Annotated in this window: 21 protein-coding genes and 1 tRNA gene; 13 read left to right on the forward strand and 9 right to left on the reverse strand. The window is 66.1% G+C overall.

Annotation, left to right across the window (positions count from 1 at the left end; genetic code table 11):
- Nucleotides 1-190 precede the first annotated feature (190 nt).
- A complete protein-coding gene (locus AAC640_RS03665; RefSeq protein ID WP_340264711.1) occupies nucleotides 191-1,429 on the forward strand; it encodes a cytochrome b/b6 domain-containing protein in 1,239 nt (412 codons plus the stop codon).
- Between the two features lie 44 nt (nucleotides 1,430-1,473).
- Nucleotides 1,474-2,583: an AI-2E family transporter gene (locus AAC640_RS03670; protein WP_340264889.1), complete on the forward strand. Its 1,110-nt coding sequence runs from the start codon at nucleotides 1,474-1,476 to the stop codon at nucleotides 2,581-2,583.
- A 7-nt stretch (nucleotides 2,584-2,590) separates the two neighbouring features.
- Here AAC640_RS03670 and AAC640_RS03675 read toward each other — a convergent pair whose 3' ends face one another.
- The 4 genes from AAC640_RS03675 to AAC640_RS03690 form a co-directional block, all read right to left on the reverse strand.
- Nucleotides 2,591-4,468 carry an ABC-F family ATP-binding cassette domain-containing protein gene (locus tag AAC640_RS03675; protein WP_340264712.1) on the reverse strand — a complete coding sequence of 626 codons (1,878 nt, stop codon included), beginning with the start codon at nucleotides 4,466-4,468 and terminating at the stop codon, nucleotides 2,591-2,593.
- Nucleotides 4,469-4,500: 32 nt separating this feature from the next.
- On the reverse strand, nucleotides 4,501-6,771 hold the full coding sequence (locus AAC640_RS03680; protein ID WP_340264713.1) for a glycoside hydrolase family 3 N-terminal domain-containing protein: 2,271 nt from the start codon (nucleotides 6,769-6,771) through the stop codon (nucleotides 4,501-4,503).
- Nucleotides 6,772-6,866: 95 nt separating this feature from the next.
- Nucleotides 6,867-7,187, reverse strand: coding sequence for a DMT family transporter (locus AAC640_RS03685; RefSeq protein WP_340264714.1), 321 nt, complete (start codon nucleotides 7,185-7,187; stop codon nucleotides 6,867-6,869).
- Between the two features lie 100 nt (nucleotides 7,188-7,287).
- Nucleotides 7,288-7,374 (reverse strand) — tRNA-Tyr (locus AAC640_RS03690).
- Nucleotides 7,375-7,480: 106 nt separating this feature from the next.
- Between AAC640_RS03690 and AAC640_RS03695 the strand changes: the two genes are divergently transcribed.
- Both AAC640_RS03695 and AAC640_RS03700 read left to right on the forward strand, forming a co-directional pair.
- Entirely contained in the window at nucleotides 7,481-8,221 is a 741-nt protein-coding gene (locus AAC640_RS03695) for a TrmH family RNA methyltransferase (protein ID WP_340264715.1), read from the forward strand.
- Between the two features lie 53 nt (nucleotides 8,222-8,274).
- Nucleotides 8,275-9,024, forward strand: a complete 750-nt coding sequence (locus AAC640_RS03700) for a hypothetical protein (protein WP_340264716.1) — start codon at nucleotides 8,275-8,277, stop codon at nucleotides 9,022-9,024.
- 15 nt (nucleotides 9,025-9,039) lie between these two features.
- On the opposite strand, the gene AAC640_RS03705 is transcribed toward AAC640_RS03700, so the two are convergent.
- Nucleotides 9,040-9,357, reverse strand: coding sequence for a 2Fe-2S iron-sulfur cluster-binding protein (locus tag AAC640_RS03705; protein WP_340264717.1), 318 nt, complete (start codon nucleotides 9,355-9,357; stop codon nucleotides 9,040-9,042).
- A 91-nt stretch (nucleotides 9,358-9,448) separates the two neighbouring features.
- On the opposite strand from AAC640_RS03705, the gene AAC640_RS03710 reads away from it, so the two are divergent.
- The 3 genes from AAC640_RS03710 (at nucleotide 9,449) to AAC640_RS03720 (ending at nucleotide 10,858) form a co-directional block, all read left to right on the forward strand.
- On the forward strand, nucleotides 9,449-10,066 hold the full coding sequence (locus tag AAC640_RS03710; RefSeq protein ID WP_340264718.1) for a DNA-3-methyladenine glycosylase family protein: 618 nt from the start codon (nucleotides 9,449-9,451) through the stop codon (nucleotides 10,064-10,066).
- A 3-nt stretch (nucleotides 10,067-10,069) separates the two neighbouring features.
- Nucleotides 10,070-10,303: a DUF2188 domain-containing protein gene (locus AAC640_RS03715; protein WP_340264719.1), complete on the forward strand. Its 234-nt coding sequence runs from the start codon at nucleotides 10,070-10,072 to the stop codon at nucleotides 10,301-10,303.
- Between the two features lie 117 nt (nucleotides 10,304-10,420).
- The gene (locus AAC640_RS03720; protein WP_340264720.1) at nucleotides 10,421-10,858 is read left to right on the forward strand and encodes a response regulator; all 438 of its coding nucleotides are present in this window, start codon (nucleotides 10,421-10,423) and stop codon (nucleotides 10,856-10,858) included.
- Here AAC640_RS03720 and AAC640_RS03725 read toward each other — a convergent pair.
- On the reverse strand, nucleotides 10,803-12,323 hold the full coding sequence (locus AAC640_RS03725; protein ID WP_340264721.1) for a sensor histidine kinase: 1,521 nt from the start codon (nucleotides 12,321-12,323) through the stop codon (nucleotides 10,803-10,805). The genes AAC640_RS03720 and AAC640_RS03725 overlap by 56 nt on opposite strands.
- Nucleotides 12,316-13,599, reverse strand: coding sequence for a UDP-N-acetylglucosamine 1-carboxyvinyltransferase (gene murA / locus AAC640_RS03730; RefSeq protein ID WP_340264722.1), 1,284 nt, complete (start codon nucleotides 13,597-13,599; stop codon nucleotides 12,316-12,318). The genes AAC640_RS03725 and murA overlap by 8 nt, the downstream gene beginning before the upstream one ends.
- A 205-nt stretch (nucleotides 13,600-13,804) precedes the next feature.
- On the opposite strand from murA, the gene AAC640_RS03735 reads away from it, so the two are divergent.
- Nucleotides 13,805-14,539 carry a Crp/Fnr family transcriptional regulator gene (locus AAC640_RS03735; protein WP_340264723.1) on the forward strand — a complete coding sequence of 245 codons (735 nt, stop codon included), beginning with the start codon at nucleotides 13,805-13,807 and terminating at the stop codon, nucleotides 14,537-14,539.
- A 75-nt stretch (nucleotides 14,540-14,614) separates the two neighbouring features.
- Here the strand turns inward: AAC640_RS03735 and AAC640_RS03740 are convergent, their stop codons facing one another.
- Entirely contained in the window at nucleotides 14,615-15,181 is a 567-nt protein-coding gene (locus AAC640_RS03740) for an HNH endonuclease (protein ID WP_340264724.1), read from the reverse strand.
- 94 nt (nucleotides 15,182-15,275) lie between these two features.
- On the opposite strand from AAC640_RS03740, the gene gluQRS reads away from it, so the two are divergent.
- From gluQRS to egtD, 5 genes are all read left to right on the forward strand, one after another.
- Complete coding sequence (gene gluQRS, locus AAC640_RS03745) at nucleotides 15,276-16,190, forward strand: tRNA glutamyl-Q(34) synthetase GluQRS (protein ID WP_422794942.1); 915 nt, start codon at nucleotides 15,276-15,278, stop codon at nucleotides 16,188-16,190.
- A gap of 10 nt (nucleotides 16,191-16,200) precedes the next feature.
- Nucleotides 16,201-16,434: a twin transmembrane helix small protein gene (locus AAC640_RS03750; protein WP_340264725.1), complete on the forward strand. Its 234-nt coding sequence runs from the start codon at nucleotides 16,201-16,203 to the stop codon at nucleotides 16,432-16,434.
- A gap of 6 nt (nucleotides 16,435-16,440) precedes the next feature.
- A complete protein-coding gene (locus AAC640_RS03755) occupies nucleotides 16,441-17,013 on the forward strand; it encodes a cob(I)yrinic acid a,c-diamide adenosyltransferase (protein ID WP_340264726.1) in 573 nt (190 codons plus the stop codon).
- Nucleotides 17,014-17,099: 86 nt separating this feature from the next.
- Nucleotides 17,100-18,368: an ergothioneine biosynthesis protein EgtB gene (egtB, locus tag AAC640_RS03760; RefSeq protein ID WP_340264727.1), complete on the forward strand. Its 1,269-nt coding sequence runs from the start codon at nucleotides 17,100-17,102 to the stop codon at nucleotides 18,366-18,368.
- Nucleotides 18,369-18,372: 4 nt separating this feature from the next.
- Nucleotides 18,373-19,332, forward strand: coding sequence for an L-histidine N(alpha)-methyltransferase (gene egtD / locus AAC640_RS03765; protein WP_340264728.1), 960 nt, complete (start codon nucleotides 18,373-18,375; stop codon nucleotides 19,330-19,332).
- An 18-nt stretch (nucleotides 19,333-19,350) separates the two neighbouring features.
- Here the strand turns inward: egtD and AAC640_RS03770 are convergent, their stop codons facing one another.
- Nucleotides 19,351-20,412, reverse strand: a complete 1,062-nt coding sequence (locus tag AAC640_RS03770) for a DUF1176 domain-containing protein (protein WP_340264729.1) — start codon at nucleotides 20,410-20,412, stop codon at nucleotides 19,351-19,353.
- Nucleotides 20,413-20,466 lie beyond the last annotated feature (54 nt).

Below are 20,466 nucleotides of genomic sequence, written 5' to 3' on the forward strand. Positions count from 1 at the left end.
TGCTTTCCAAATGCGTTACCCCATAGCTCTTAAGCCGTGGCGATCAGGATTCAATGTCAGGGTCAAAATTGGCGGCACTGCGACCTTTTTGACACAGGCTTGCAACGCTGGTTTACGGACAGGGGGCATGGACTTCGCCGGTCGGGCGCCATAGCGTTCGGGTGCCTCCCCCCTCCTGCCTTGAGGTTCCATGCGCCGCTACAGTCTGACCGCCATTGTCCTGCATTGGACGATCGCCGCCCTGCTCGCCTTCCAGATCAGCGTCGGATGGGCGCTGGAGGATCTGGGCGCACGCGGTTTCGCGCTGTTCCAGCTGCACAAGTCGGTGGGCATCACCATCCTGATCCTGACTCTGTTGCGGTTGGTGGTCCGCTATCTGCGGCCGCGTCCCGAGCGGGTGGAAGGAGGATGGCAGGGCGCGATCGCCAGCGCGGTGCATGGCGGCCTCTATGCCTTCATGCTCGCCGCGCCGCTGACCGGCTGGGCTTTGGTGTCGACGGCGAAGGTCAAGGTGCCGACGCTGCTGTTCGGTATCGTGCCGCTGCCGCATCTTCCCCTGCCCGCGGCGTCGCATGGCCTGGCGGCAGGCGCACACGGGCTGCTCGCCTGGATCGGCATCGCGCTCCTTGCTCTCCATGTCGCGGGGGCGCTGCGCCACCATCTGCTGCTGCGCGACGGATTGTTGTGGCGGATGATGCCGACGCGGTCGCCGCTGTGGCTGCTGCTGTTACCCGCGCTGATCCTGTTGGGCGCGGCGGTGGGTCGCGCGATCCTGCCGCCGCCAGCGCCCGCGCACCGGACCGCGCCGTCGCCCGAGCCGGTGCCGGTGCCGGTGCCGGCGAAGGATGCCCCCGCTGCCGCCGCCGATCCGGCTCCGGCGGCGAAGGCAGTGGCAGATGCAACGGAGAATGCGGCGGGCGCAGAGCCAGCGGCCCTGCCTCCCCCACCTGCCTGGACGGTGCAACCCGGCGGCCATCTGCGCTTTTCGGTCGACAATGGCGGACAGGCGATCAGCGGCGGCTTTGCCCGATGGTCGGCGAAGATCGTCATGGACCCCGACCATCCCGGCAGCGCCGACATCCGCGTGGAAATCGACCTCGCCAGTGCCAGCGTCGGCGACGCCTACCAGGATGGCATGCTGGCAGGCGACGAGTTTTTCGGCGTCGCGGCGCATCCCAGGGCCATCTTCACGGCGAGCGGCGCGACGAAGAGCGGCAATGGCTATCGCGCGACCGGGACGCTGAGCCTCAAGGGGGTGAGCCGGCCGCAGACGATCCGCTTCACCCTTTCGGGCAGCGGGGCCAGGCGCAAGGTGGCGGGTTCGGCCAGCATCGCGCGCCAGGCGTTCGGCGTCGGCACGGGGGAAAGCGCCGCCGGGCTCGCGCCGCGCGTCGCCGTCAGCTTCGACTTTGCCGCCAAGGCAGAGTGATAGACCCCGTGGATTTGCCGCGCGACTTCTGCCACAGCGCGGACATGACGTCGAAGCCGCCAAGCACCCGGATCGAGGATGGGGTTTTCCTGGGGCTGGTGCTGGTCGTGTCGATCGCCTTCGCGCTCGTCATCGAACCCTTTTTCGCGGCGGTGCTGTGGGCCGTGATCGCGGCGATCCTGTTCGCGCCGCTCAACCAGGCCCTGCTGGACCGCATGCCGGGCCGTCGCAACAGCGCGGCCGGCATCACGCTGCTGCTGATCGTGGCGGTCGTCATCCTGCCCACCATCGTGCTGGGCGTCGCGCTGGTGCAGGAAGCGGCGCTCTTCTACGGCAAGGTGGAATCGGGCCAGATCAACATTCCGCTGATGTTCGACAAGTTCCAGGCGAGCCTGCCGAACTGGGCGTCGGGGCTGCTTGCGCGCGTGGGCATCACCAATTTCGCGACCGTGCGGGAAATGCTGGCGCATGGCATCGCAAGCAGCTTCCGCTCCGTCGCCGGACGGGTGCTGCAGATCGGGCAGGGCGCCTTCAGCTTCTTCGTGGCGCTCAGCGTGACGCTGTACCTCACCTATTTCCTGCTGCGCGACGGGCCGGATCTGGCCGCCCGGCTGGACCGCGCCGCGCCGCTGCGCGCCATCCACCGGCGCGCGCTGATGCAGCAGTTCGTCATCGTGGTGCGCGCGACGATCAAGGGCAGCATGGTGGTCGCGATCGCGCAGGGCATGATCGGCGGCATCGCCTTTTGGGCGCTGGGCATCCCCGGCGCTCTGCTGTGGGGCGTGCTGATGGCCTGTTTTTCATTGATACCGGCGGTGGGGACCGGGCTGGTCTGGGTGCCCGTGGCGCTCTACCTGCTGGCAACAGGCGCGGTGGCCAAGGGCGTCATCCTGATCGTCTGCGGCCTGTTCGTCATCGGCCTGGTCGACAATCTGCTGCGGCCGATACTGGTGGGGCGCGATACGCGCATTCCCGACTATGTGGTGCTGATCAGCACGCTGGGCGGGCTCGACATGTTCGGTTTCAACGGCATCGTGATTGGCCCGGTGATCGCGGCGCTGTTCATCGCGACGTGGAACATCGTGACGCGAATGCGGACCTTCAACGGGCCGGACGACCCGTTGGCGGAGGAGCCGCCGGCGGCACGAAACTGACGGGGCGCTACAGTTCCTCCAGGGCGGCGCTGGCTTCCATCCAGGCTTCTTCGATCGCTTCTAGCTGCCTTTCCACTTCGGCGCGCTTCATCATCAGCTGCGTCATGGTCATCTTCGCCTCCGCGCCGGTCGCCGCCTTGGGATCGAAAAGCGCCTGATCGATACGGCTGCGCGCGGCGTTCAGCGTCGCCATTTCCTTTTCCGCCTTGCTGATGGCGTTCTTCGCCGCCTTCTGCCTTTCGCGCCATTCGGCGGCGTTGCGCTTTTCCGCCTTGCGGTCGACCCTCGGCGCGTCTCCGCTCGGGCTGCCAGAACCGTTGCCGTCCGCCTTGCGCAGGATGATGTCGGTATAATCTTCCAGGCTGCCGTCGAAGGGCTGGGCCGTGCCATTATCGACCAGCACCAACCGGTCCGCCACCAGTTCGATCATGTGGCGATCGTGGGAGACGATCACCACGGCGCCGGAATAGTCGTTGAGCGCCTGTACCAGCGCCTCGCGGCTGTCGACGTCGAGGTGGTTGGTCGGTTCATCGAGGATGAGGAGATGCGGCGCATCGCGGGTGATGAGGGCGAGCGCCAGCCGCGCCCTTTCGCCGCCCGACATGGAGCCGACCTTCTGCGTCGCGCGCTCGCCGGAAAAGCCGAAGCGGCCGAGCTGGGCGCGGACGGCGGCCGGGGTCGCCCCCTTCATGATGCGGGTCATATGTTCGAGCGGCGTGTCAGTGACGTCCAGTTCCTCCACCTGATATTGGGTGAAGTAGCCGACGTTCATCCTGGCCGACGCGTTCATCGCGCCTTCCATCGGCTTCAATTGCGCGGCGATCAGGCGGGCGAGCGTCGTCTTGCCGTTGCCGTTGCGGCCGAGCAATGCGAGCCGGTCGTCGGGATCGATGCGCAGGTTGACGCGGCGCAGCACCGGCGTCTCGTCATAGCCGACCGCCGCCATGTCCATGGTGATGAGCGGCGGACGCAGTTCTGGCGGGCTGGGGAAACCGAAATGGAGCGTCGGATCCTCGATGGCCGCGGCGATCGGCTGCATCCTGGCCAGCGCCTTGGCGCGCGACTGCGCCTGTTTCGCCGTCGACGCGCGGGCCGAGTTGCGGGCGACATAGTCCTGCAGCTTCTCGCGCTCCGCCTGCTGCTTGGCGCGCGCGGCTTCCTGCTGGGCGAGCCGTTCCGCGCGCTGGCGCTCGAACGCGTCATAGCCACCGGGATAGAGCGTGACCTTCCCGCCCTCCAGATGGAGGATATAGTCGACCACATTGTTGAGCAGGTCGCGCTCATGGCTGATGACGACCACGGTGCCGCGATAGCTTTTGAGGAAATTTTCGAGCCACAGCGTCGCTTCAAGGTCGAGATGATTCGACGGCTCGTCGAGCAGCAGCAGGTCGGGGTTGGAAAAGAGCAGCGAGGCCAGCGCCACGCGCATCTTCCATCCGCCCGAATAGCTGTCGAGCGGCCGGCCCTGCATCTCCTCGTCAAAGCCAAGCCCCACGAGGATGCGCGCCGCGCGCGCGGGCGCGGTATAGGCGTCGATCGCGTTCAGCCGCTCATAAATGTGGCCAAGGCGATCGGGGTCCTCGGTATGCTCCGCCTCGGCCATCAGCGCGGCGCGTTCCTTGTCGGCGGCCAGCACCGTGTCGAAGGGGGTGGCGGTGCCGCTGGGGGCTTCCTGCGCGATATAGCCAAGGCGCGTGTCGCGCGGCATGTCGCATGACCCCCCGTCAGGGTCGATCTGGCCGATCATGACCTTCATCAGCGTGGACTTGCCCGCGCCGTTGCGGCCGATCAGGCCGACACGGCTGCGCGGTGGCAGCGAAGCGCTGGCGCGGTCGAGAATAGTGCGGCCGCCCAGGCGCACGGTGATGTCCTTCAGGGTGAGCATGGGCGGCCCTGTAGCAGGACTGATCCTGTCGGTCAGCCCTTTGCTGGCTCCTCGGCATAAAGGGTGAACTGAGTATGCAGCCCGCCGTCCGACGACTGGCCAAGCCACAGATCAAACTGCCCCGGTTCCGCGATGACATGGTTGCCCGCGCCGACAAATTGCAGATCCACGCGAGAAAGGGAGAAGCGGACCGTCCTGCTTTCGCCCGGCGCCAGCGTCACGCGCTCGATCCGTTTCAACTCGCGGATCGGGCGGGTGCGGCTCGCCACCTTGTCGCGAATGTAGAGCTGGACCACTTCGCTGCCCGGCCGGTCGCCCTTGTTGGTCAGCCGCGCGGTCACCTCGATCGCCCGGTCCCAGCGCAAGGCCGCGTCGGACAGCTTGAGATTGTCCAGGGTGAAACGGGTGTAGCTGAGGCCGTGGCCGAAGGGATAGCGCGCGCTGTTGTCGGTCGTCATGTAACGCGCGCGATATTCGGTGCGGTTGTCGATCACCGGGCGACCGGTCGACTTGCGGTCGTAGAAGAAAGGCTCCTGCCCCGATTCCCAGGGGAAACTGACCGGCAGCTTGGCGGACGGGTCGGCCTTGCCGAAGAGAATGTCGGCGATGGCATGGCCCGCCTCCGACCCCAGGAACCAGGTGGCGAGCACCGCCTGCGCATTGGCAACGGACCCGTGCAGGGCAAGGGCGCGGCCGTGCCGAAGCAGCACGACCATCGGCTTTCCCGTGGCCGCGACCGCATCGGCCAGCGCCTGCTGGGGCGGCGGGATTTCGATCACCGTGCGCGACTGCGCCTCGCCCGACATGTCCTGCGATTCGCCGATGGCGAGCAGGATGATATCCGCCGCCTTCGCCGCCGCCACCGCCGCCTGGATGCCACCGTCCACGGGCGACAGGATCCCGCACCCCGGCGCGATCGTGAGCAGCGCCGGATCAGGCATGGCGGCGCGCAGCCCGGCGGCAATGTCGACGCCCTTCCCCTTGTCGCCATAAAAGGCCCAGGGGCCGTAGAGATTGGCCCGATCCTCGCCAAAGGGGCCGATCAGCGCGATCTTCTGACCCTTGGTCGGGTCGATCGGCAGCACGCCGTCATTCTGGAGCAGCACGATGGCGCGCGCAGCCACTTCGCGGGCCAGGGCACGGTGGCCGGAGGTGGCGATGCGAGTCTTCTCGGCTTCCTCGCTGATCGAGCGATAGGGGTTTTCGAAAAGCCCGATGGCGGTCTTTACATAGAGGATGCGGCGAACGGCGACGTCGACCGTTTCCATCGGCACCGCCCCGCTCTTCACCAGATCGGGGAGGTGACGGACATACAGGCCGCTTTGCATCGACATGTCGACCCCGGCCAGCACGGCGAGCCGGGTCGCGTCGCGCTCATCCTCCGCATAGCCGTGGGCGATCAGTTCTTCGTCAGCGGTATAGTCGGAAAAGACGAAGCCGCGAAAATGCATCTCGCCCCGCAGCAGGTCGGTCAGCAGGTCGCGGTCGGCAGTGGCCGGAACGCCGTTGATCTCGCTGAAGGCGGCCATGGTGGTGAGCGCGCCCGCCGCGAAGGCTGAACCGAAGGGCGGCAGGTGGGTTTCGCGCAGCGTCTCGTCGGAAATGTCGACGCTGCCATATTCGAGGCCGGCTGCGACCGCGCCATAGGCAGCGAAATGCTTGGGGCAGGCGAGCAGGCTGTCGTCGCGGCGCAGGTCGCGCCCCTGAAAGCCGCGCACGCGGGCCGCGGCGAAGAGCGAACCCAAATAGACATCCTCCCCCGCCCCTTCGACCACCCGGCCCCAGCGCTGGTCGCGCGCGACATCGACCATGGGGGCGAAGGTCAGGTGCAGGCCGGCGGCGGTCGCTTCCTGCGCCATGGCGCGCGCGGTACGCTCGGCCAGCGCGGGGTCGAAGCTCGCCGCCTCGGCGAGCGGCACGGGAAAGATGGTCTTCAGCCCGTGGATCACGTCGCCGGCCAGCAGCAAGGGGATGCCAAGACGGCTTTCCTTGACCGCGATCTGTTGCGCGCGGCGGGCCCCGGCGACGCCGATACCGTTGAACAGGCATCCGACCCGGCCCTTGCGAACCTCTTCGGCCAGATGCTTTTCATCCTGGATGCCAACCTGCGGATTGGGCGGATTATAGGGCCGGAAACTGTCGGTCAGGCAGGTCATCTGGCCCGCCTTTTCCTCTATCGTCATGCGTGCGATCAGGTCGTCCACGCGCGCCACCTCGCTCGCGGCGAAGGCGCGGCGGGGGAATGGCAGGGAAAGCGCGCCGGCCAGGGCGGCAGACAAAAGGGTGCGGCGGTCGATGCTCATCGTTCGGCAGCCTAGTGCAGATCGACGCGTCTGCGAAGGCGGGCTGCATGAGCAAAAGGCACGACCGATCGCCGTTCGGGCCGATCGGGTGGCGATCAACCCTGCGCGAACAGCTTCGTGCCGGCGACCCCGATCAGCGTCATCGCCATGAACGCTGCCTGCGCCGGGCTTACCCGATCGCCGAACAGGACCACGCCACCGATGATGACGCCGACCGCGCCCAGCCCGGTCCAGATCGCATAGGCGGTCCCCGCCGGGAGGCCCTTCATCGCGAGCGCGAGCAGGCCCATGTTGACGAAGCTCAGAAGGACCGGCACGACCGACGCCTGCCAGCTGCCGATACTGGCTGCCCATTTGAGGCTCAACGCCCAGAAGATTTCAGTGATCACGGCGATACCGAGCACGAGCCACGCCATGGGTTTCTCCTTGGCCAGCGGGTTCGGAAGACAGGACGCGCGGGCCGGAAACCCGAAAGAGGCGGCGCGTCCGAGAAAGCCAAAAGGCCCCCGAAAAGGGTGGTGGACAGGGCTGGATTCGAACCAGCGTACGGGAAACCCGGGCAGATTTACAGTCTGCTGCCTTTAACCACTCGGCCACCTGTCCAGTGCCCTTACGCGGTGGACAAAAACGTCCTGCACCGCGCTGGAGGCGCGCTCAATGGCGAATGGAGGCTTGCCTGTCAATGGCCTGATGTGAAAAGAGCACTCCCATGAAAAGAGGACATCGCAGCGCAAAGCCCAAGGGCAACTTTCCCCGCTTCTACGGGCGTCACGCCGTCATCGCGGCGCTGGCCAACCCCGACCGCATCGTCCGCAAGATCTGGGGCACGCGCGACACGCTGAACGCGCTCGAACTGCCGCCGGTCCTGCCCATCGTCTATGCCGACGTGGCTGATCTCGGCCGCATGGTGCCGGCCGACGCGCCGCACCAGGGCATCGTCGCGGAGGTCGAGCCGCTGGACGATGTGTGGCTGGGCGACGCGCTGGAGGCGGGCGCGGACGACCGGCGGCCCGTGCTGGTGCTGGACCAGGTCACCGATCCGCACAATGTCGGCGCGATCCTGCGATCGGCCGCCGCTTTCGACGCGCTCTGCATCGTCACGCAGGACCGGCATGCGCCGCCCGAATCCGGCGTGCTGGCGCGCGCGGCATCGGGAGCGCTGGAAATCGTGCCCTGGGTGCGGGTGGTGAACCTGGCCCGCGCGCTCGACGAGATTGCCGAGGCGGGATACTGGCGCATTGGCCTGGATGGCGAAGCCGATATGGTGCTGGGCGAGGCGATCGGCGAATCGCGCGTGGCGCTGGTGCTGGGGGCCGAAGGCGAAGGGTTGCGCCACAATAGCATGGCGCATTGCGACATATTGGCTAAGCTGCCGATCAGCCCGCGGATGGAGAGCCTCAACGTCTCCAACGCGGCCGCGATAGCCCTGTACGCCGCCGCCAGCCGGTAGCGGTGCGGGGCCGGCTGTTCGGGGCGGCACCCGGACCGTGAACGGGGGATGATATGGCTGCATTTTTCCGCGCCGCCGGCGCGCTCACCGCTTGCCTGTGGCTCAGCGCCTGCCTGGTGACGCCCGGCAAGTTCGTGTCGACGCTGGACATTCGCGCCGATCGCCAGTTCAGCTTCACCTATACAGGTGAGATACTGGCGTCGGACATGAAGGGCATGGGGTCGTCACCCGGCGCGCCCGGCGCCGATCCGCTGAACAGCGCGCCGGAGAAAAAGGACAGCGCCTATCGCCCGGTCGGGCTGCAAAAGCCGGCGGGGACGGATGAACGGTTCGACCGTCCGGCCGACCCCGACGACGAGGCGCAGATGCAGGCGATCGCCGCCGCGCTGTCCAAGGAAAAGGGCTTTCGCGTCGCACGCTACATGGGGCATCATCGCTTCGAGATCGACTATGCGATCAGCGGCCGGCTGACCCACGCCTTCCTCTTTCCCTTCAACAGCGATGCGGAGATCCTGCTGCCCTTCGTCGCGGTCGAACTGCGCGGCGATGACCGGGTGCGGGTGAAGGCGCCCGGCTATTCCAACAGTTTCGACAAGGGGCGTGAACCGATCGGCAAGGGCAGCACGGGCGACGACGCAGCAAAGGCGCTCGACGGCAGCTTCACGCTGACCACCGACGCGGAGATCGTCAGCCAGAATCAGGAAGACGGCGCCCAACCGAGCGCGCAGGGCAAGCGCATCGTCTGGACGATCACGCCTCTTACGAGCGAGGCGCCGATGGCGACGCTGCGCGTCAGGCCATAGGCGCCGGCGCCTTCATCAGTCTTCCGGCGCGATCGTGACGCGCAGGCCGTCGAGAGCGTCGCTCAGCGTCAGCTGGCACGACAGCCGGCTGGTCTCGTTGCGATGATCCGAGCTGTCGAGCAGATCGCTTTCATCCTCGCTGATCGGCGGCAGCTTGTCGGCGAAGGCGGGGTCAACATAGACATGGCAGGTCGCGCAAGAGCAGCAGCCGCCGCACAGGGCGAGCAACTCGTCAAAACCATTATCGCGGATCACTTCCATGACCGACAGGCCGTTGTCGCCTTCGACAGCCTGTTCCTCGCCCGAGCGGTTGACCACGGTCAGTTTCGGCATGTACCTCAATCCTTGAATTGTTTGCGCCGCTCATAATCGGGGTGAACGATAAATCAAGAGACGATAAATCAAGAACCGGAAAGCAACACCGATGGTAAAGACGGCCGAACGGCTGCAGGAAAGTCTCGACGCGATCGCGGCGATCGAGCCCGGTTTCGCCGCCGCGATCGGGCGGGTCGGCTATCCGCTGCCTCGCATGCGCGAACCCGGCTACGAAACGCTGCTGCGTACCATCGTGGGGCAGCAGGTCAGCGTCGCGGCGGCGGCGTCGGTGTGGCGCAAGCTGGAGGCGGAACTTGGCGCAGGATGCCCTCCCGACATCCTGCTTGCCCGCGATTTCGACGCACTGCGCGCCTGCGGCCTGTCACGGCAGAAGCAGGGCTATGCCCGCAGCCTGGCTGAACTGGTGACCAGCGGCGCGCTCGACCTTGATGCCCTGCCCGCCGATGATGAGGAAGCGATCGCGCAGCTCGTCAGGATCAAGGGGGTCGGCCGCTGGTCGGCGGAAATCTACCTGCTGTTCGCGGAAGGACGGCCCGATGTCTGGCCCGCCGGCGACCTTGCCGTGCAGATCGAGATCGGCCGCATCCTCGGCCTGCCCGAACGGCCGAGCGAAAAACAGACCCGTCAGGTCGCGGAACGCTGGCGCCCGCATCGCGGCGCCGCGGCGATCATGGCCTGGCATCATTATAACAGCGAGGTTCTCTGACCCATGCCGTCGTCCACCCAGACCCTTCCCCACGCCCGCTATATCGTCCTGCAGCATGACGGGGCGTGGAAGATCAATCTCGACAATCGATATTTCGGCCCCTTCGCCACGCAGGAAGCCGCCGTTGCCAGCGCGACCGACACGGCCCGCCAGGCGAGCGAAAAGGGTTATCCTGCAAGCGTTCTGCTGATGCAGGGCACGGCGTTCGAGATATTGTGGACGAACGAGGCAAATTAAGCCCGCGAGATGATGCCTTTCCTGCCCGGCCGATACCGACACCCGTCGAAATTTTTTGCAGTGCGGGAACCTCTTGTTCTGTTGCGCATTAATTCGCTCCAGGTTGCGAGCTGAGGTATGAGCAAGAAGGTTCTGATCGTAGAAGACGAGATTTTCGTCGCCCTGGAGATCGAACAGATCGTCGAAGATGCCGGATTCACGGTTGGCGCGATCGCGGCCGATCGGGACGCTGCCCTGGCGGCTGCAATGGACTGCGACATCGCGCTGGTCGATCTCAACCTGCGCGACGGACCCACCGGCCCAAGCATCGGCCTGGAACTGGCCAGTCGCTATGGCGTGCAGGTGATCTATGTCACCGCCAATCCAGCGCAGATCGGCGCAGCCGCTGAAGTTGCGCTGGGCGTCATCACCAAGCCGTTTCGCGCGCACAGCATCGCGGCCACGCTGCGCCTCGCCGCGAATGACAGCGCGGAGCTGGATGCGGCCGAGATCTCCGGCTTCACACCTTTTCCGGCAGGTCGCGGCTCATGGAGCGGGATGGGATCCACAGGCTGATCGCGACCCCGCCCGGCTGCCAATCGCGCACGATCTGACCGCCCAGCTGCCGTTCGACACTCAACTGCATCAGACGACTGCCGAAGCCTTCGGGGCCGGCCGGCTTGACCGGTGGCCCGCCTTCCTCGCGCCAGTCGATGCGGACCGCCGATCCTTCGGTGCGCACGTCGACATGGATGCGCCCCGTGTCGACCGACAACGCGCCATATTTGGCGGCGTTGGTCGCCAGTTCGTGGAACAGGAGCGCCAGCGGCGTCGCCGATCGATCATCGATCGCCGGATTTTCCCCGGAGAAAAGGAAACGGCTGGTGCCCGCATGTTCGTACGGCGCGAAAATCTGCTCCAATATGCCGCGCAGTCGTCCATCTTCCGTCTCGCCGCCGCTGTAGCTGTGCGGGCGGACGAAGTCATGGGCGCGGCCCAGCGCCATGATGCGGTCGCGCAGGTCGTCGGCCACCTCCCGGATGGCCGGATGTTGCCGCGCCGACAGGCCAATGAGGCCGGCAATCACGGAAAAGATATTCTTGATGCGGTGGGACAGTTCATGCGCGATGATCTCGCGCTCCTCCATCATCAGCTTCTGTTCGTGGATTTCGGTGCAGGTCCCTATCCAGCGGATGATATCGCCTGCCCCGTCGCGGATCGGCAAGGCCCGGCCCAGCGTCCAGCGATAGTCGCCGCTGCGGTGGCGCAGCCGATATTCGATTTCGTAGGATTCGCCGGTTTCCAGCGACCTGCGCCAACGGTGCCAGGCGCGATCCTGATCGTCGGGATGGAACATGCCATTCCACGCTTCGCCGTCGGTCGACCCTTCGGGCACGCCGGTATATTCATACCAGCGGGCATTGTAATAATCATGATAGCCATCCGGCAGCGTCGACCAGACCATCTGCGGCATGGTGTCGGCCAATGTACGGAACAGCCGGTCGCTTTCCGCCAGCGCCTGAGCGTCGAGCAACTGCCGCGCAATCACCTCGCGGTCGCGGCGGCGCCCTTCCAGTTCCACCATCACCTGCCGGGCAAGCAAGGTCAGCCCCTGGCGCTGGAGTGGTGTCAGATCCTCTCGCGGCTTGTCGTCGATGACGCACAGCGCGCCAAGCGGCAAGCCATTGTCGGACCGCAGCGGCGCGCCCGCATAGAAGCGGATGTGGGGCGAACCCGTGACCAGCGGATTGTCAGCAAAGTTCGGGTGCCGTGACGCGTCGGGGACGATGAAGATGGTCTCACCCAGCATGGCATGGGCGCAGAAGGAGGCGTCTCGCGGCGTTTCCTCTGCCTCAAGGCCGGTGCGGGCGAGGAAGCGTTGCCGCACATCCTCGACGACGCTGACCAGCGCGATAGGGGCGTTGCACAGCGCGGCGGCAAAGGCGGTGATCTGATCCAGCGTTTCGAAACCGCCCGCATCCAGATCATAACCGGCGGTAAGGGCCGCGCGGTCCGTCTCAAGCGCCATGCCTTCAGCCATCGCTGACCCGTTCGATGTCGGCACCCACGGCGGACAGCTTTTCTTCCAGCCGCTCATAGCCGCGATCGAGATGATAGACGCGGTTGACCTGCGTTTCGCCTTCGGCGGCGAGACCGGCGAGGATCAGGCTCATCGATGCGCGCAGGTCCGTCGCCATGACGGGCGCGCCGACCAGTCGATCGACCCCGCGCACCACGGCGGTGCGGCCATTGACGCCGATGTCAGCCCCCATGCGCGCGAGTTCGGGTACATGCATGTAGCGATTTTCGAAGATCGTTTCAGTCAGCACCGACGCGCCGCTCGCCTTGGTCAGCATCGCCATGAACTGGGCCTGCATGTCGGTCGGGAAGGCCGGGAACGGCGCGGTCGACACGGTCAGCGGCCGCAGCTTTCCGTCGGAGCTGACCTTGATGCCGTCCTTCAGTTCCTGCACCTCCACCCCGGCGTCCCGCAGCGCCGCGAGGATCGCATGCATGTCATCGGCGCAGGCGCCGGCCAGTTCCAGCGAACCGCCGGTGATCGCGGCGGCGCAGGCGTAGCTGCCCGCCTCGATCCGGTCGGGCATGACGCTGTAGGTCGCGCCGTGCAGCCGATCGCGGCCGTGGACGATGAGCTTGTCGGAACCAATCCCTTCGATGTCCGCGCCCATCGCGACCAGCAGCCGGCACAGGTCGACGATTTCCGGTTCGCGCGCGGCATTTTCCAGGATGCAGGTGCCCTTGGACAGAACTGCTGCCATCAGGGCATTCTCGGTTGCGCCAACCGACACGACCGGGAAGGTGTAGATACCGCCAGGCAGGCCGCCGTCAGGCGCGCTGGCCCGAACGTAGCCCGCGTTGATCTCGATCGTCGCGCCGAAGGCCTCCAGCGCCTTTAGATGCAGGTCGATGGGCCGATTGCCGATCGCGCAGCCGCCCGGCAGCGAAACCCGCGCTTCGCCGGCACGCGCGAGCAACGGACCCAGCACCAGGATTGATGCGCGCATCTTGCGCACGATGTCATAGGGCGCCTCGGTCGACGTGACGCGCCCCGCGCGCGCGGTCATAACCCGGCCGAAATCCTCCGGCCGCGCGCCTTCGATCATCGTCGACACGCCCAGTTGGTTGAGCAGATGGCCGAAACTGTCCACATCGGCCAGGCGCGGCAGATTGCGCAAGGTCACTGGCTCATCGGTCAACAGCGCGCAAGGCAGCAGCGTAAGCGCCGCGTTCTTCGCGCCGGAAATGGGAAGGCGGCCGTTCAACACCTTGCCGCCGCGGATATCAATGCGGTCCATTGGCTGGGTTCTTAACGTTAATTCCGTTTCACGCAAGGCGGGACGAAACCCCGCGCGGCGGCCGCTCGGGGCCAACGCCTTTCAAACATTTACAGATTACAGCGCCCATATTGATCGAGTTTAGTGCGCCGCACGAAAATGCAGCCAAAAGGCGCTGGGGGCGTTTTGCCATCGTAACGAGAATTACTGTGAAAAGGTGCTGCGAGTGGCGACAAGTTGTTTCGCGGACAGGCTGGCCAAGCATGTGCCGCTGTCCGAGGAGGAGAGGAGAGCGCTGGCACGACTGGAGGAAAATCCGCGCAAGGTGAAGCGTGGCGCAATGATCCAGCGGGTCAACGAGACAGTCACGGAACTGTTCGTCCTGCGTGAAGGCCGGGTGATGAGCTTCGTCATCCTGCCAGACGGAAGCCGGCAGATATTGCGCGTCTATTTCCCAGGGGATTTCATCGGGTCGGCGAGCACCATCTACAACAAGGCGCCCGAATCCCTGGTCGCCCTGTCGGACGCCATCATCTGCCCGTTCGACAAACATGCCCTGCGCCGCTTGCTCGAAGAATATCCCCGCGTCGCGGCGCTGTTGTTCCTGCTTTCCAATAATGAAAGGGTCGCGCTCACGGACCGGCTGGCGTCGCTCGGCCGCACGTCGGCCAAGGCACGGGTGGCCTCCTTCCTGCTCGACATTTTCGACCGTCTGCGCCTGATCGACGAGGGCGTCACGGACAGTTTCGACCTCAAGCTGACGCAGGAGGAAATCGGCGACGCGATCGGTCTGACATCCGTCCATGTCAACCGCATGGTACGGCAGATGGAGCAGGAAGGGCTGATCAGCCGCTCAAATGGGCGCATTACCCTGCTCAACATAGCCCGGCTGGAAGAGATCGGTCATTATACCAATCGCCACAAGGACATGGATCTGGACTGGGTGCCGACGCTGGGATGAAGGGCAAGGTCAAATCGAGCGTCAGGGCGGAATATTCTCCGGCGCGGGCAGGCCCTGGCAAGCTGTCGCCGGTGATCAGGCCAGCAGTTCGACATCCCAATAAAGCCAGTCGTGCCAGCTCTCATGCAGGTAATTGGGCGGGAAGGCGCGGCCTTGTTCCTGCAACTGCCAGCTGGTCGGTCGGATCGGCGTCACATGCAGCTGCATATGCGCCTCCTTGGGGGTGCGCCCACCCTTCTTGAGGTTGCAGGGCGAACAGGCGGTCGCGACATTTTCCCAAGTCGTGCGCCCGCCGGCGCGGCGCGGGATGACATGGTCAAAGGTGAGGTCGCTGGTCGACCCGCAATATTGGCAGGCGAAGCGGTCGCGCAGGAACAGGTTGAAACGGGTGAAGGCGGGATGTTCGGACGGCCGCACATATTGCTTGAGCGCGATCACCGACGGGATCTTCATCTGCCGACTGGGGCTGTGCACTTCCCGGTCGTAGCTGGCGACGATATCGACCCGATCCAAAAAGACCGCCTTGATGGCGGTCTGCCAGGGCCAGAGGCTCAGCGGATAATAGCTTAGCGGCGTATAGTCCGCGTTCAGGACCAGGGCCGGACAGTTTTCCGGATGTCGTATCAGGTCGGGATGGTACATAAGAACCCTTCAAACCCTTCGCCGCCGTCCTGATCGATCAGAAACGTGACCGCAGCATGACAGCATTAACCACCCCGACCCGTCAAGGGCCTGTATGAGTCAATCCGCCGCACCACAGCATATGGTAACTCGCTTCGCGCCAAGCCCAACCGGTAGGTTGCATCTGGGCCATGGCTGGTCGGCGCTGATGGCCATGGACATGGCGCGAGGGTCCGGCGGCGCCTTTCGCCTGCGGATCGAGGATATCGACGGCACCCGCAGCCGGCCCGAACATATGAAGGGCATTGTCGAGGATTTGCGCTGGCTGGGGGTGGAATGGGATGGCGCAATCATCGTCCAGTCGGCCCGGCTCGCGCATTATGAAGCGGCGCTCGATCGGCTGCGGGGGATGGGCCTGCTCTATCCCTGCTTCTGCACGCGCGCGGACATTGCCGCCAGCGCTAGCGCGCCGCACGGGCCGGAAGGGCCGGTCTATCCCGGCACCTGCCGACAGCTCCCCGCGGAGGAGAGGATGCGGCGGAGCGCCGCGGGCGAGCCGCATGCCTGGCGGATCGACACGGCACGGGCGGTCGAGCGCGCGGGGCCGCTGGTCTGGAGAAACCTGCCCTTTCCCCTTCCTGGCGGGCCAGCGAACGGCTCCGCTCAAGTCGTGCGGGCCGAGCCGCTCGCGGCCGGCGATGTCGTGCTCGCGCGCAAGGACGCGCCCGCGAGCTATCATCTTTCCTGCACAATCGACGACGCGGCAATGGGCATCAGCCATGTGCTGCGCGGCGACGACCTGTTTGCAGCGACCCATGTCCATCGGCTGATCCAGGCGCTGCTGGACCTGCCCTCACCCCTCTATTGCCATCATCCGCTGCTGGTCGGCGCGGATGGGCGGCGCCTTGCTAAGCGGAACGGGTCGATCGCCCTTGCCGACCTACGCGCGCAGGGCGCCGATCCGCGACGGCTGGCGGACGATCTGCGCCAGGCGCGCTTTCCGGTTGGCATTTCGCTGGGGAAGGCCTAGATTCGCCGGCATGAACGTCGTCCTTGTCATCGCCCTGATCCTTGCCATGGCCGCGACCCTGTTCGCGCTGATCCGGGGCATCATCGCCTTTCTCCAGTCCACCAAGGAACAGCTGAACGCGCCCGAGGGCACGCCCAGCCAGTCCAGTCTCAAGCAGAACAGGATGATGATCAACCGCATCCTGTTTCAGGCGACGGCAGTCATCATCGTCGCCATCATGCTGCTGATGAAGGGCAATGGCTGACCGCTGATGGTCAAGCTCAACAAGATCTACACCCGCACCGGCGATGCGGGCACGACCGGCCTCGCTGATGGATCGCGCCTGCCCAAACATGCGCCGCGAATGCAGGCGGTCGGCGATGTCGATGAAGCGAACAGCGCCATCGGCCTTGCCATCGTCGCGATGGGCGACACGCAAGAGGCGGCCTGGCTGAGGACCATCCAGAACGACCTGTTCGACCTTGGCGCCGATTTCGCGACGCCCCTGCCAGTTGACGGAGTCGACGAGCCGTGGGCATTGCGGATCATCGCCAGCCAGGTGCAGCGGCTGGAAGAGCAGATCGACGCGATGAACACCGCGTTGCAGCCGCTCGACAGCTTCATCCTGCCGGGTGGATCGCCGGCGGCCGCCGCGGTTCACCTGGCCCGCGCCATCACCCGCCGCGCGGAAAGGAGCGCGACCGCCGCCGCGCAGGAGGCGGGGCTGAACCCGCAGGCGATGGCCTATCTCAATCGGCTGTCCGACCTGCTCTTTGTCCTTGCCCGTCGCCTGAACGGCAATGGCGCCGGCGACATCAAATGGGTGCCGGGCGCGTCGCGCTGATGGGCGCGGGCCGGCATTTCGGAACCTAATCCGGATTTCTGCGCTTGTTTCGCGAGAGCGGCGCAACCGTATCGAAAGGGGCAGGCATGGCGCGAAGCCGGATAGCACCGGGTCTGGAGGATCTGTCCGCCCGGTATCGCGAGGTGCGGGGATTGAGCGAGGCGCTCGCTGCGCCCCTGTCCGACGCGGATGCGACGGCGCAATCCATGCCGGACGCTTCGCCGGCAAAATGGCATCTGGCCCACGTCAGCTGGTTCTTCGAAACTTTCGTGCTGCGCGATCACGTGCCGGGCTACAAGCCCTTCGACCCGCGCTATGCCTTCCTCTTCAACAGCTATTATGAGGCGGAAGGCCCGCGCCATGCGCGCCCGATGCGGGGCATGTTGACCCGGCCGTCGCTTGATGACGTCATGGCCTATCGCGCCCATGTCGACGACGCGATGCTGATCGCGCTGCCGCGGCTGGAGCCCGCCGTCAGCACGCTGGTGACGCTGGGCCTGCACCATGAACAGCAGCATCAGGAACTGCTGCTGACCGACATCCAGCATCTCTTCTCGCTCAACCCGCTGGAGCCTGCGCTGTTCGAGCGCTCTCCCGGCGCCCCCGCGCCAGTCCCCGGGCCGCTCCACTGGATCGAGGGAAGGCAGGGGCTGGTCGAGATTGGCGACGATGGGAAGGGCGACTTTGCCTTCGATTGCGAGGGGCCGCGCCACAAGGCGCTGCTCCACCCCCATGCGCTGGCGCATAGACCGATCACCAATGGCGAATGGATCAGCTTCATCGACGATGGCGGCTATGGCAATCCCGCGCACTGGCTGTCGGAAGGGTGGGACTGGGTGCAGGCGCAGGCGGTCGAGGCACCACTTTACTGGCGGCGCGAGGAACAGGGCTGGACGCGCTTCGGCCTGGACGGGCGCAAGCCGGTGCATCCGGCCGAGCCGGTGACCCATATCAGCTATTATGAGGCGGATGCCTACGCCCGCTGGGCCGGCGCGCGCCTGCCGACCGAAGCGGAATGGGAAAGCGGCGCTCTCAACATCGCGCCGGTCAGCGGGACGCAACTGGATGAAGCGGCCTGCCCCCGGCCCCAGGCGGCGGAAGGCGGTTCGGCGCTCACCCAGATGTTCGGCGAGATATGGGAATGGACCGCCAGCGCCTACGCGCCGCATCCCGGCTTCCGCCAGGCCGATGGCGCGGTGGGCGAATATAATGGCAAGTTCATGTGCGGCCAGTTCGTGCTGAAGGGGGGCAGTTGCGCCACGCCACGCGGCCACATGCGGGCGAGCTACCGCAATTTCTTCCATCCACATCAGCGCTGGCAGTTCACCGGGCTGCGGCTGGCCAGGGACCTGTGACGCGATGCTGCTGACGATCGAACCGACCCGCGATGGCGCCGTCGCTGATCCCGCCTTCCGCCGCGACATAGTGGCGGGCCTTTCCCGCACGCCCAAGGCGACGCCGCCAATCTGGTTCTACGACCGGCGGGGATCCGAACTGTTCGAAGCGATCACCGACCTGCCGGAATATTATCCGACGCGCACCGAAACCGCCCTGCTGGAACGACACGGCCCGGATTTCGCCAAGGCGATTGGTCCCGGCCGCGCGGTGGTCGAATTCGGCGCGGGCAGCGCGCGCAAGACGCCGCACCTGCTGCGCGCCGTCGCGCCTGCCGCCTATGTGCCCATCGACATCAGCGGCGACTTCCTCCACGCGAGCAGCGCCGCGCTTGCGTCGGCCTTTCCGCAGCTTCCCGTTCTGCCGGTGGTCGGCGACTTCAACGGCGACCTTGCCCTTCCGGCCGCGATCGCAGGCATGCCGCGGCTCGGCTTTTTCCCCGGCTCGACCATCGGCAATATGGACCCGGCCGCCGCCGTCGACCTGCTGCGCGCGATGCGCCGGCTGCTGGGCGGCGAGGCTCTGCTGTTGATCGGGATGGACCGGATCAAGGATCCCCCCCGCCTGATCGCGGCCTATGACGATGCGGCGGGTGTCACGGCCGCGTTCAACCTCAACCTCCTCACCCGCATCAATCGCGAGCTGGGAGGCGACCTGCCGATCGACGCCTTTGTCCACCGCGCGGTGTGGAATGACGATCAGGCGCGCATCGAAATGCATCTGGAAGCCACGCGTTCCTTGCAGTTCCAGGTTGCGGGCGCATGTTTCCGGATGGAGCCGGGCGAAACCATCCATACAGAAAGCAGCCATAAATATGGCACGCGCGACGCCCGGCTGCTGCTGCGCGCGGGCGGATGGGAGCCATGCCGGGAGTGGACGGATGCCGAAGGGCTCTTCTCGCTCTTCCTCGCACGAGCCGGGTGAGCGGGTAGCGCTCGCTTCCTAGTCCACGACCTTCGCCGACCAGGTCGTGATCCAGTGCCACGCGCCCCTGCATTCGCCCATCGCGCTCGCCTCGCTGAGGCGGAAGCGCGTGCCGTCCCAGACATAGCTCTCGCTGCCGCCGCAATCGCCCAGGCCACGGCCCTTGGCATAGCTTTGCAGCGTCGATTTTTCCGCTGACCAGCCGGCATTGACCAGCATCGGGTGCGCCGCATTCTCGCTCCAGCCCGGCTGGAAGTCGAAGCCGGCGAAGCGGAAGCTGCGGCGGCCGGGGACGCCGGTGGCGATCACCGGAACCGAGGTGAAATTATAAGCGCCCGCGCCGCAGGGCACCAACACCAGCGTTTCCGTGCGCGACAGGCGGTAGAGGTCGGGCGGCGATGCATCCTGCATCTCGTCGGTGCAGCCGGTGAATTTGCCCAGCGCGGCCAGTTCCTCGCGCCAGAGCGTCACGGGCGCCGGACCGGTGGGGATGATTGCGCGCCGGATCACGACCGGCAGGGGCGCGGCCCGAACGGCGGTACGCCCCAGCGGGCCGGTCGCGACCAGCGCCACGCTTGTCCCCGCCCGCCCCTGCCGCGCGTCCATATAGCGCAGCGCGGCGGCAATGCCGGCCAGCGAGGGCTTGGCGATGGCCTTCTCGCCCGATCGCACCTCCATCCGCCCGCCGCGCGCCATCGCGACCGCCAGCGTCGATGCCAGAGCCCCCTGCACCATTGCCTCGCCGTCCGCGCTGGTGGCGCGCGCGACTTCCCGGCCGTCGATGAGGAAGCGCAGATCCTCCTGCCCCTTGGCATCGCGGCTGACCCAGATTTCCGGGTCGGCGCCGGCGCCGGCATCGCGAATGACCCCCATCATCACCGGCTGGTCGGGCCAGTCGCTGCCTTCCGCCTGCAACGCCACGGCTTCGCACCGGCCGCGATTGTCGCAGCCGATCGTCCAGTCCTTGTAGGTTTCCAAGGAACCGGGCTTAGGCGGCGGCGGAATGTCCGCCCGCGCCGGCACCAACCCCGTGATCGCCGCCAGCCAGGCCGCGGCCGTGATTATGCGCTTCACCCCCATAAGTTAACCATAACCTGATTTATTGCAGGAAGGTAGAGGGTCCGGGAAGCCCGG

Origin of the sequence: Sphingobium mellinum, assembly GCF_037860795.1 — a bacterium.
Classification (GTDB): Bacteria; Pseudomonadota; Alphaproteobacteria; order Sphingomonadales; family Sphingomonadaceae; genus Sphingobium; species Sphingobium mellinum.

Excerpts from the sequence above, each read along its gene's own strand:
- AAC640_RS03665 (WP_340264711.1), top strand. The coding sequence starts at position 191 with ATGCGCCGCTACAGTCTGACCGCCATTGTCCTGCATTGGACGATCGCC.
- AAC640_RS03670 (WP_340264889.1), top strand. The coding sequence starts at position 1,474 with ATGACGTCGAAGCCGCCAAGCACCCGGATCGAGGATGGGGTTTTCCTG.
- AAC640_RS03675 (WP_340264712.1), bottom strand. The coding sequence starts at position 4,468 with ATGCTCACCCTGAAGGACATCACCGTGCGCCTGGGCGGCCGCACTATT.
- AAC640_RS03680 (WP_340264713.1), bottom strand. The coding sequence starts at position 6,771 with ATGAGCATCGACCGCCGCACCCTTTTGTCTGCCGCCCTGGCCGGCGCG.
- AAC640_RS03685 (WP_340264714.1), bottom strand. The coding sequence starts at position 7,187 with ATGGCGTGGCTCGTGCTCGGTATCGCCGTGATCACTGAAATCTTCTGG.
- AAC640_RS03695 (WP_340264715.1), top strand. The coding sequence starts at position 7,481 with ATGAAAAGAGGACATCGCAGCGCAAAGCCCAAGGGCAACTTTCCCCGC.
- AAC640_RS03700 (WP_340264716.1), top strand. The coding sequence starts at position 8,275 with ATGGCTGCATTTTTCCGCGCCGCCGGCGCGCTCACCGCTTGCCTGTGG.
- AAC640_RS03705 (WP_340264717.1), bottom strand. The coding sequence starts at position 9,357 with ATGCCGAAACTGACCGTGGTCAACCGCTCGGGCGAGGAACAGGCTGTC.
- AAC640_RS03710 (WP_340264718.1), top strand. The coding sequence starts at position 9,449 with ATGGTAAAGACGGCCGAACGGCTGCAGGAAAGTCTCGACGCGATCGCG.
- AAC640_RS03715 (WP_340264719.1), top strand. The coding sequence starts at position 10,070 with ATGCCGTCGTCCACCCAGACCCTTCCCCACGCCCGCTATATCGTCCTG.
- AAC640_RS03720 (WP_340264720.1), top strand. The coding sequence starts at position 10,421 with ATGAGCAAGAAGGTTCTGATCGTAGAAGACGAGATTTTCGTCGCCCTG.
- AAC640_RS03725 (WP_340264721.1), bottom strand. The coding sequence starts at position 12,323 with ATGGCTGAAGGCATGGCGCTTGAGACGGACCGCGCGGCCCTTACCGCC.
- murA (WP_340264722.1), bottom strand. The coding sequence starts at position 13,599 with ATGGACCGCATTGATATCCGCGGCGGCAAGGTGTTGAACGGCCGCCTT.
- AAC640_RS03740 (WP_340264724.1), bottom strand. The coding sequence starts at position 15,181 with ATGTACCATCCCGACCTGATACGACATCCGGAAAACTGTCCGGCCCTG.
- gluQRS (WP_422794942.1), top strand. The coding sequence starts at position 15,276 with ATGAGTCAATCCGCCGCACCACAGCATATGGTAACTCGCTTCGCGCCA.
- AAC640_RS03750 (WP_340264725.1), top strand. The coding sequence starts at position 16,201 with ATGAACGTCGTCCTTGTCATCGCCCTGATCCTTGCCATGGCCGCGACC.
- AAC640_RS03755 (WP_340264726.1), top strand. The coding sequence starts at position 16,441 with ATGGTCAAGCTCAACAAGATCTACACCCGCACCGGCGATGCGGGCACG.
- egtB (WP_340264727.1), top strand. The coding sequence starts at position 17,100 with ATGGCGCGAAGCCGGATAGCACCGGGTCTGGAGGATCTGTCCGCCCGG.
- egtD (WP_340264728.1), top strand. The coding sequence starts at position 18,373 with ATGCTGCTGACGATCGAACCGACCCGCGATGGCGCCGTCGCTGATCCC.
- AAC640_RS03770 (WP_340264729.1), bottom strand. The coding sequence starts at position 20,412 with ATGGGGGTGAAGCGCATAATCACGGCCGCGGCCTGGCTGGCGGCGATC.